At 62.3% G+C, this 231-nt stretch carries 1 pseudogene; it reads left to right on the top strand.

The window, feature by feature from the left end:
• Positions 1–231: pseudogene (locus ACSNN9_RS28810) on the top strand (hypothetical protein); the annotation flags it as partial.

Raw genomic sequence — 231 nt, 5'->3', positions numbered from 1 at the left:
GAACCGACTCGGCAGTTCCACCGAGGTCGCCGCCGGTAAGGGGGTCAACATCTCACGAGTCCTTCGTGGGGCTGGAATCGAAACCTGCGCCGTGGTGCCAGCCGGAGCCAAGGGCCGCCTGACCCTCGGCCTCAACCACGACGACATCCCGCACCAAGTTGTACCCGTTGCGGCAGCGGTGAGAACCAACCTCACCATCACCGAACCTGACGGCATTACAACCAAGATCAA

The sequence above is a fragment of the Micromonospora sp. URMC 107 genome (assembly GCF_051386315.1).
Taxonomy (GTDB): Bacteria; Actinomycetota; Actinomycetes; order Mycobacteriales; family Micromonosporaceae; genus Micromonospora.
Note: the sequence above shows the minus strand (reverse complement) of the source record. Positions and strands in the feature narration are given on the sequence as shown.